The sequence below is a fragment of the Methanobrevibacter sp. genome (genome assembly GCF_045541095.1).
In the GTDB taxonomy this organism is placed as follows: Archaea; Methanobacteriota; Methanobacteria; order Methanobacteriales; family Methanobacteriaceae; genus Methanocatella.
Map to the genome: position 1 here is coordinate 1 of NZ_JAZQIJ010000006.1, position 10,037 is coordinate 10,037.

9 protein-coding genes and 1 pseudogene are annotated in these 10,037 nt (G+C 38.0%); 4 read left to right on the forward strand and 6 right to left on the reverse strand.

The genetic code is table 11. The features are described from left to right. Nucleotides 1–199: 199 nt before the first annotated feature. The 3 genes and pseudogenes from ACKI2P_RS00215 to ACKI2P_RS00225 form a co-directional block, all read left to right on the forward strand. Nucleotides 200–520, forward strand: a pseudogene (locus ACKI2P_RS00215) (polysaccharide deacetylase family protein); the annotation flags it as partial. 144 nt (nt 521–664) lie between these two features. After that, complete coding sequence (locus tag ACKI2P_RS00220) at nt 665–982, forward strand: hypothetical protein (RefSeq protein WP_407374122.1); 318 nt, start codon at nt 665–667, stop codon at nt 980–982. Nucleotides 983–1,047: 65 nt separating this feature from the next. Further along, nucleotides 1,048–2,466, forward strand: coding sequence for a hypothetical protein (locus tag ACKI2P_RS00225; RefSeq protein ID WP_407374109.1), 1,419 nt, complete (start codon nt 1,048–1,050; stop codon nt 2,464–2,466). On the opposite strand, the gene ACKI2P_RS00230 is transcribed toward ACKI2P_RS00225, so the two are convergent. The 5 genes from ACKI2P_RS00230 to ACKI2P_RS00250 all read right to left on the reverse strand — a co-directional run bounded on the left by ACKI2P_RS00230 (nt 2,456) and on the right by ACKI2P_RS00250 (nt 6,776). Continuing rightward, entirely contained in the window at nt 2,456–2,836 is a 381-nt protein-coding gene (locus tag ACKI2P_RS00230; RefSeq protein WP_407374110.1) for a GtrA family protein, read from the reverse strand. The genes ACKI2P_RS00225 and ACKI2P_RS00230 overlap by 11 nt on opposite strands. Continuing rightward, entirely contained in the window at nt 2,833–3,765 is a 933-nt protein-coding gene (locus ACKI2P_RS00235; protein ID WP_407374112.1) for a glycosyltransferase family 2 protein, read from the reverse strand. The genes ACKI2P_RS00230 and ACKI2P_RS00235 overlap by 4 nt, the downstream gene beginning before the upstream one ends. 363 nt (nt 3,766–4,128) lie before the next feature. Further along, on the reverse strand, nt 4,129–4,551 hold the full coding sequence (locus tag ACKI2P_RS00240; protein WP_407374114.1) for a GtrA family protein: 423 nt from the start codon (nt 4,549–4,551) through the stop codon (nt 4,129–4,131). A gap of 2 nt (nt 4,552–4,553) precedes the next feature. Then, on the reverse strand, nt 4,554–5,480 hold the full coding sequence (locus tag ACKI2P_RS00245; protein ID WP_407374115.1) for a glycosyltransferase family 2 protein: 927 nt from the start codon (nt 5,478–5,480) through the stop codon (nt 4,554–4,556). A 69-nt stretch (nt 5,481–5,549) separates the two neighbouring features. Then, nucleotides 5,550–6,776 (reverse strand): hypothetical protein, encoded by a 1,227-nt coding sequence (locus tag ACKI2P_RS00250; RefSeq protein ID WP_407374116.1) that lies wholly within the window; start codon nt 6,774–6,776, stop codon nt 5,550–5,552. A gap of 647 nt (nt 6,777–7,423) precedes the next feature. On the opposite strand from ACKI2P_RS00250, the gene ACKI2P_RS00255 reads away from it, so the two are divergent. Then, nucleotides 7,424–9,259 carry a hypothetical protein gene (locus tag ACKI2P_RS00255; RefSeq protein WP_407374118.1) on the forward strand — a complete coding sequence of 612 codons (1,836 nt, stop codon included), beginning with the start codon at nt 7,424–7,426 and terminating at the stop codon, nt 9,257–9,259. A gap of 96 nt (nt 9,260–9,355) precedes the next feature. Here ACKI2P_RS00255 and ACKI2P_RS00260 read toward each other — a convergent pair whose 3' ends face one another. Further along, entirely contained in the window at nt 9,356–9,751 is a 396-nt protein-coding gene (locus ACKI2P_RS00260) for a pectate lyase-like adhesive domain-containing protein (RefSeq protein WP_407374120.1), read from the reverse strand. Nucleotides 9,752–10,037 lie beyond the last annotated feature (286 nt).

Consider the following 10,037-nt stretch of genomic DNA (forward strand, 5'->3'; position numbering starts at 1 on the left):
AGTTTAAAAAAGCAAAACATTAACATTTTTGTCTGAACCCATGGGACGAGGGAGATAGCCTAGGATAATATCAAATAACCAACGATATATAATAAAAAACCTAGGAATCCTCAACTTCAATAAGTTGAGGTAGTTCAATAAAACATATAATTAAAAATGATAAAGTTTTTTAAAAATTTTCAAGGATTTTCGGGAAATTATGATATTGCTTAGTTTTGATACAGAGGAATTCGACGGACCGCTGGAGCATGGAGTCGATTATTCGCTTGAAGAGGGCATTCAAGTATCCATTGAAGGAACAAAAACCATTTTAGAGATTCTTAAACAGAATAATGTTCGATCCACTTTCTTCTGTACAGGAAACTTCGCCATGCATGCGCCTGAAGTGATAAAACAGATTATTGCTGACGGCCATGAGGTGGCATGCCACGGTGTGGACCACTGGCAGCCGAAAGAGAGCGATTTTGCCCGGTCAAAAGAGATTATTGAAAGTATTTACGGCATTTCCGTTACCGGCTATCGCCAGCCCCGCATGTTTCCGGTTGTGGACTCTGAAATCAGACGCGTAGGGTATCGCTATAACTCATCGCTCAATCCAGCATTCATCCCCGGCCGTTACATGAACCTCAAAACTCCAAGAACATGGTTCTTTAAGGATGGAGTAATGCAGATTCCGGCCTCAGTAACTCCCCATCTTCGTTTTCCACTGTTCTGGCTGTCGCTTCACAACCTTCCGGAGGGCGTTTATCACAGGATGGTTCGCCGGGTGCTTAGCCATGACGGATATTTCGTAACCTATTTTCATCCGTGGGAGTTTTATGAACTTAAGGAGCATCCTGAGTTCAGAATGCCATTCATAATCAAAAACAACAGCGGCAAAGATATGGCAAGGCGTCTGGACAATCTGATAAGGATGCTTAAGGGCGAAGGCCACAAGTTCATCACCTACAACGAGTTTGTCGACATCCACAGTAAAAAATAGATTACAGCTTCAAGGAAAACTGAACCTCGCTAATTTTAAATAATACTACCTTTTAATATACAAATATGGACAATAAAAGGGATTTGTTGGGAAAAATATTTTTTGCAGGGGCAGTTTTGATACTGCTTTACATGTTCATATCACCAATATCAAACGTGATTATAAACATTGACGAATACTGGACATATACACTGGTAAATCTTCCGTTCATGGATGGAATGAACGTGATAATCCACGATGTTCATCCGCCGCTGCACTATCTGATACTATACCTTTTAACCCCATTCGGCCTTGAAAATCTCTACCTTTTAAAGGTCGCATCAATAATCCCTTATATCCTCATAATGGCCGTTGCCGGCACAAAAATCAGAAACGAATACGGCTGGCTTACAGCAGGCCTTACTGTTTTCTGCATAGGAGTGATGAGCGACTTTTTCGTTGAGTTTTTAACAATCAGAATGTATTCATGGGGACTCTTTTTCCTTTTGATGGCATTCATCTACTACGGAGACGTGCGCAAAAGCTGGGACCGCAGGTCATGGATGCTTCTGACACTGTTTACGATTCTTGCAGCCTATACCCAGTACTTTTTCATCATCACAGGCGGACTGATTTATCTGGCACTACTGTATGAGATTCTGCATGAAAACAAAGACCGCCTGAAAGCGTGGGCCAAATCCGTTGCGGCGCTGATTGTCCTGTACATTCCGTGGGCTCCGATTTTAGCCTATCAGGTGATGACCCAGGCCGAGGAGGCCCATGAAAGCATAAGCCTCAAAAGCGCCATATATTACATAACAAGCTTTGCGGTTAAAAGCGAGACAATCAATTTTGAGATGATTGCCCTTAGAATAATTGCCGTTGCATTTCTGATTTTGATTCTGGTCGTCATTTACAAAAAAAGGGACAGATACACAGGCGTCGGAGTGATGCTGATTTATGCAACCATCGCAATAGGCATACTTCTTTTAATGACCTCTTTCTGCAACGTGATGAGAATAAGGTATCTTGTTCCGGTACTTGGAATATTCTGGTTTTCAGCCTCCATAGTCATCGGCAGGATAGAAGATCGGAGAGTTTTTATAGCTTCCGTAATTCTGATTTTGATTCTCTCGGCCGCAAGTGTTGCAATCACTTTCGACGATATTGATTCAAGGCTGGCGTTCAATGAGAAGAAAGACGCATTTCTTGAAAGCATCAACACCAATGACAGCGTAATCGTTTTCAATACCGATTACGGATACAGAGTCCTTCACGATGATTTAAACAAAACAAAACAGTACAGCCTTACAGACACGTATTTCTACGACAACGGCACCAAAGTCAACAAAAACCTGACAGACATCCTCGACTCAAACTCCGGAAAAGACGTGTATCTTGTTAACTGGGCCAAAAAGGACAAAAACAAGAAGTATGAGAAAAACTTCAATCTGGATGAGAAGTATGACGCCGGCCACTACAAGATATATCTGGTCACTTCTTAAATACAATCAGCTTTGAGAAAACGTAGTTTAAGATAACGACTATAACCTGGACAGTGACCTTTGAGAATACGTTTCCCAGAGTCAAAACGTCGATGAAAAGCCACATCAGGAAAGTGTCCACGGCACCGGAGAAAATCCTTCCTCCAAAAAAGAGACTCATCTCTTTTAGTATTTCCGGTCTTTTTGACTCGAAAACCCATGTTCTGTTTGTGACGTATGCGAAAAGAACTGAAAAAAACCATGCCAGGACATTGGAAATTAGATAATTGACACCTAATAGAGTTTCAAAAAAGAAATAGACAGCAAAATTGACCAGAGCTGTCATGCATCCGAACACCACATATAAAACCGTTTCTCTGTTGAGTATCATTTAAAATCATCCATGTCAGATTCTTTTACTATATAAATCGGCCGGTTCTTGATTTCAAGATACATCTTTTCAATATATTTTCCCAGAATTCCTATTGAAAGAAGAATCACCCCTCCCAAAAACAGCATGGACACCATAATTGTGGTAAACCCCTGAACCGGATCGGAAAACAGGAGATATTTTACTACGATTAAAATTATGTAAACAAAAGAGAATACTGAAAACAATCCTCCCAAAAAAATGGACAGCGTAAGAGGCAGAGTGGTGAATGCCACAATAGCTTCAATGGAATATCTGACCAGGTCCCCGAATGACCAGGTAGTCTCGCCCTGTGCCCTTTCAATGTTTTCAAAATCAATCCATCTGGTGTTGAATCCGACCCACTGAAACAGCCCCTTGGAAAATCGGTTGTATTCCTCCAGCCTTAAAATCGAATCGACAACAGGCCGCCTCATCACCCGATAGTCTGTTGCTCCGTCCACAAGCTCGACATTGGAAATCCTGTTGAAAAACGGGTAAAACAAACGGGACCCGAGAGTCTTGAAAAAGGTGTCTGATTTTCGTGAAACCCTTCTTGCTGCGGCAACGTCAACGTCGTTGTCATCAAGTGCGCAAATCATTTCTGGAAGCAGTGCCGGAGGGTGCTGCAAATCAGCATCCATAATGCATACCATATCCCCTGAAGCGTTATTCAAACCGGCATAGATAGCAGCCTCCTTTCCGAAGTTTCTGGAAAATGAAAGGTAGCTGACATTCGGGTTTCCGGCCGCTATGGATTTGATTTCAGCGAGAGTATTGTCTCTTGAACCGTCATCGACAAATATGATTTCAAAGTCCAGATTGGACAATGTCTTTTGAATTTCACTGAAAAACAGTTCCACTGATTCCTCCTCATTAAAACATGGAACGACAATACTCAAAAATACCATGATATGATATTTATCCCCCATAATATAAATAATTATGAATTATTCAACATTCATGACATTATTTGACCGGCTGCAAATGAAATAACTTATTTATCGAAAAAATATCCAAGTACACTGTTTAAGTATTGAACTCTAAAAAAAATATTTGAAAATAGAATAAAAATATTAATCAAATTGTTGTTATCTTCCATAATTGGAAGACAACCCCTAATTTTTTACAAGGAAAATGACTAAAAAAAACTCCTATAAAAAAAATAGATATATTAATAAGTCCAAGAAATAATAATATAATTGAACCTCTCCGGCTTGTAGAAGCCGGAGAATTCTTGCACAATAATGTTAAAATTCGAAACCCAATAGGAATCATGAGAAATTTTTCCCGTAAAACATCACCCGCCTTGCAATGAAGTTCCAGAACATTACAATAATCGCCGAAATTACTTTAGAAATCAGATAGTACAAACCGAAAACGTCAGTGAAAAGCCATAATAATATTTCAGTAAAGACCAGACCGATTGTGCTGATTAAGATAAACAGATTGAACTCCAGAACCTTGTTTGCAATCTTATCCTGATTGAACACCCATTTTGTACTCATGAGATAATTCACAAGAACGGATATTATGAAAGACAATACGGCGGAAACCAGATAGTATATTCCACAAATGTCGCTGAAAAAATACAGAAAGAAGAAATCCACTGCAAATGCCGTTCCTCCAACAAAAAGATACCTAAACATCTGGATGAAAATGTCATCGGTGGGTTGTCTGAACAGTTTGTCTATCAAATTTAATCCTCTTTGAGTTCGTTTAGCAAAATCAGTTGATGCTCGATGCGTTCCCTGTGCTGTCTTTTCAGAACGTGAAGGATGACTCCTGTGAAAAAGATTATCGCCGCAATGATGACCACTGTAGATATGACTATTAACGTAGGAATCTTTAAGACATAACCGGTCGAGAAATACCTGAATAGAATCGGGAAGAAGTATATGGCCGCAATGATTAGAAGAATGAGAGAAATCAAAGAGAAAAACAGGAACGGTCTTTCATCCCTGATGAGTGCAATAATCATCATGATGACCTTATAACCGTCACGGTATGTGTTGAGCTTGGATTGGCTGCCTTCGATTCTGTTTTTGTAGTTGATTGGAATTTCTTCGATTTTGAAATTGTTTATCAGTGCAAAAACGCTCATTTCAGTTTCTATTTCAAATTCCTTTGAAGAAATTGCGAATGACTTTACAAAATCATAACTGAACGCCCTCATTCCGGTCAGGATATCCTTCAAATCACTTTTAAAGAAAACGTTGATGAATTTTCTAACAATTCTGTTTCCAATATTGTGAAAGGGCCTGTCGTTTTCCTTAAAATAGGTTGATGACAACCGATCTCCAATAACCATGTCCGCCCTGCCGTTTAAGATTAGCTTTTCAAATTCCGCTGCGGACTCTGCCGGATATGTATCATCACCGTCAACCATGATATAGCAGTCAGCCTTAATTTCACGAAACATTGCACGCACAACATTGCCCTTACCCTGGGCATATTCATATCTGACTATCGCCCCGGCGGCTTTTGCAATTTCATCACTGCCGTCAGTGGAGTTGTTGTCATATACATAAATATCCGCATGAGGCAATGCCTTTTTAAAATCAAAAACAACCTTTTCAATTGTTTCTGATTCGTTATAACATGGAATTAAAATTGCAGTTTTCATCAAAACACCAAAAATTAACTTTATCAACGGATTTCAAATAACGTGATTATTTAAAGTCATTTGCCAGATTCAACTTTGACGTGCCTCCGCCAAAAATTCAAATGAACACAAAATGGCAAAGAAAAATATGAACAATGTCCTGTATGTCATCCAGTAATGAATATACGAATGATTGCTTGCAATAAAATACCATACAAACGGAGTTAACGCCAAAATCAGGAACGGAGCGGCCTGCCTGAGACGATCCATGGAAATATCATTTCTCACGCCGATTAAACGTTTAATATAATAAATCAGGATTAAACTTCCGATTATGAGGTATGCTCTTTTTTTATAAATAAATACATTTTTCAATACTGCGTCAAAACGTGTGAAATCACCGCCTGAAGACCTCAGAAGAAATCTGTTAAATCCGTCAGCAACAATATTCTCATTTAAAATAACAGACGAGATGACCCATTTGCTCAACCACATTCCGGCATATCCCACTGCCCATGTAACTCCAAATAATATAATCATTAAAACGTTATCCCTGAGAGATTTCCTATCTTCGTCAAGCAGCAGATAAAAAATCACAGGTATTCCCAAAGTAATCAGAGGATATGTCAAATAATCAAAGTAATTCGTAACCATACCGATAATGAATAAATAGTAAAAAAACCGATTATCCTTTAAAATGTAATCCTTAAACCTGATCAGCGCATAAACGGAAATCAGCGTTATATTGAATACTGCAAAATATTGCATCGACAATCCTATAACTTCCGGATGAATCAGCATAATGGACAGTATGAACGGGACAATGTAATTTTTAAGATTATTCTCAAACATCAGCCTTATAATGCCTGCAATCATCACGATTTCGAAAGCAAGTTCCAGGACTTTTACGGCATTATAATCTAAAAAATTATATAATGGCTTATACACGGCCAAATATCCGTGCCAGTAACGAGGATATTCTCTTAAAACATTATTGTCAAAATCTCCATCGGCATATTTAGTAAAATTCTTCCCAATCGTACTGTAAACAATCATACTATTGTCTATTAGCGATATGCTTTTGTTGTAATAGGAAACCTGACTCAAAATTTCCGAATCGGTATATAAATCCAATTTAGTGGTATCATAACCGGGTATAACTGAAGGATGCAAGTTTTTGGAAAAATATGATGCATCTTTAACGACATTTGCATATGCATTTTCAGTGGGAAATGAATAAGCCACAACAATAAGCAGAAAAGCCAACAAAATTCCTATTATAAATATTAATGTTAAATCTCTGACAGTTTTATTCATTGTAAACAACCGAATATATTATTATTAATACAAATTTAAATTAATGATATATACAAGTTATTCATTAACAAATATAAATACATATAGGAAAATTTGAGACATTAGGATAATTTAAAAAAAGACATGGAAAAATTTTTCGAACTTGATGTTTCAAAACAAAGGTACTGTTTTTTAAAGTGGCATTGGATGGCAAAATGACCATGAACTGCAAGAGGTTTGTCAATAAAGAGAAATTTTTATTTTAAAACAACATTATAACGTGAAAGCGATTTTAAGAATCTGAAACAATTTTAAAGAGCATAGTGCAAATTTTCATTCAAATCTAGTTTCCCTCTGTCCTCTTATGTTTTGAATATAATGTTCAAATCCCCCCATGCTTTTAAGACACCAAAACATGTTGCCATTACTCCGAATATGAATTTCGTTTACCTCCACCATAAAATGATACCGGTTATGAGAATATGGAACGTTGAAGAGTTTTGAAATCAAAAAGCCTCCTCGAAATAAGGATTGTCTGAAAGCACATCTTCAGATCACCATAATAAAACGGACAGTCATCACGTTCGGATTTATGCCCTTTGTTTGAAACCTCAGAGGATATGTTATATATACCTTACACCAAAATATCATATAATGGAGGTATAATAATGAAATACCATTATGCAATTTTAATATTTTTAATAGCAATCATATCACTTACGGCCGTTTCGGCGCAAACCAACACGACAGATCCAACGGAAATTACAGAAACTGCACCAAATGATGAAATGGCCATCAGTGATGATGCGAATGTCTTAAGCGAAAATGAAGCCAAAAAGGATTGGGACATGGACATAACCTATCCCGAGGAAATTATACAGAACACCTATGATCTGGGAAATTATGTAAAGATACTGAACTACGATGAGGTCAGCGGTTCACAAATCCGCACCTACATTGACGGAGCATACAGACCTGACGTTAACTGTGACTACCATATAGATCTTAATCATGAAAAATGGAATGCGGGAGTCCACAACATCACATACGAATTTATGGGAAACCAGCATTTCAACCCTCAAAACAAAACTATTTCAATCAATGTCTCATCACTCATCATCGATATTCCGAATATCCTAGACCGCAATGGAGGCAGCATCGAAATTGGAGTTTACGGACCTATGGATGCACTCGGAACCGTGGAAGTCTATGTGGACGGTGAGCTTTACAAAACAGGAGAACTGGATTTAGTAATCTACGACATGAATGAAGACTTTATGGAGGATTATGAACCGGCCATCTACTGTGAACAATCAGAATGCCATATCGACATCACAAACCTGAGCTACAGGACATATGAAATTGAAGTGAGATATCCTGGGGGCGCAAAATACCCTGCTTCAAGCAAAAGGGAGAACGTGACTTTCACATATGACATCTTCAACTACATAAAGGACGTCTATCCCATGAACGAAGAAAAAAACATAACATTTGAGTTTTGGATGCCTAGGGCCATAACCGAAAACGTTTACGCATACATTGATGGAAAGAAATACGAAGCCGTCCGTAAAAATAATTCAAGTGCCTTTGAGGTGGTTTATGATGATGTGAAACTGGGCAAGCACAACCTTACAATTGGATTTGTCGGAAATGACGTTTATCCTGCAAAATCAATCAGCAAAATCTTTTCAGCCGCAATAAGCCCCAAATATAATGGCCGGGAACATATCGTCAACACGAAGGATGCAATCACATTACAGATGCCTGAGGATACCGTCGGAAACATGACCGTATACATATACAATTCAAATGGCGTAGTATACTACAACGAATCCCTTCTGGGAAGCGTGAATCTGGTTAACGGATACGGCAAAATTGACATTTCATATCCAAAATTAGGTCAATATGGACTTAAAATAGTATATGACACAAATTACGGAAGTGAAGAATTCATTGTAGATTTCGATGTCATAAACAGCGTAACAATAATCGCTCCGCAGCCGAATATGTTCTACATGACAAGCACCAATTTAAAGGTATATATAGATTCAATGGTGCTCAATTCAGTAAAAGGGCTTGAAGTGAGAGTCCAGATAGGCAAGACCAAACTCAAACAAAAAACAGACAAGAACGGAGTTGCATCATTCAAGATGCCTACCAGTTTAGCACCGGGAAAACACACCATAAAAATCAAATGCAGAGAAGTGACAAAAACCATGAAGATAACAGTAAAACATCTCCTGACACTCAAAACCGTGAAAATCAAAAAATCTTCCAAAATGGTGCTTCAGGCCACACTGAAAAACAAAAAACCTCTCAAAAACAAAAAAGTCAAATTTAAATTCAACGGCAAAACATACACCGCCAAAACAAACTCCAAAGGAATTGCCAAAGTTACAGTTCCAAAATCCGTGATGAAAAAACTTAAAATAGGAAAAAGCAGAACCTACCAGGCCATCTACGGAAAGGACGTCGTTAAAAAAACCGGAAAAGTTCAAAAGTAAATGCTCTGCATTTACTTTAACTATTTTTTTTTCATATTAAAACATTGGATGTGCAATTTTTACCGGATGAAATGCCCCGGCAATTATCAGACAATATTAAATATTCATATCATCAGGCACATTTCCTTCAAATGAACATTTTCTAAACCTTATGTTTTGCTCATTGAGATATATTGCCCCTCCGTTTAATGATTCGCAAACATTATTTATGAATTTTGAATCGGATACTGATGTTTTACCGTCATTTATGATTGCGGCACCCTCATGGACAAAGGAATATCCGTTTTTCAAGGTGATATTTTTCAAAACAACATTCTGACCGGTTATCCTGAAAATCTGGGTGCTGCCGCATGCATCAATCGAATGGCCGGCCCCATCGATGATGACTGCATCCCGGGATATCACGATTCCCTCGCGGTAGCGTGATGCCTCATCATCATCCAGTTTAATGTCCGAGTCAAGAACAATGTTTCCGGAAGAATTTTCAATCAAATTTTCAAGATATCCGAAATTTCTGCTGCCAAGAGGTTTTTCAAGTTCTTTTGAGCCGCCATCTGAATTAAGTCTGTTTTTTAGTCTGTTGTTGAACTACCTCAACTTATTGAAGTTGAGGATTCCTAGGTTTTTTATTATATATCGTTGGTTATTTGATATTATCCTAGGCTATCTCCCTCGTCCCATGGGTTCAGACAAAAATGTTAATGTTTTGCTTTTTTAAACTTGGTTATCGTTGAAAAAAGTTTTGATTAACTTTGTCATTTATTAGTTTAGATTTCAT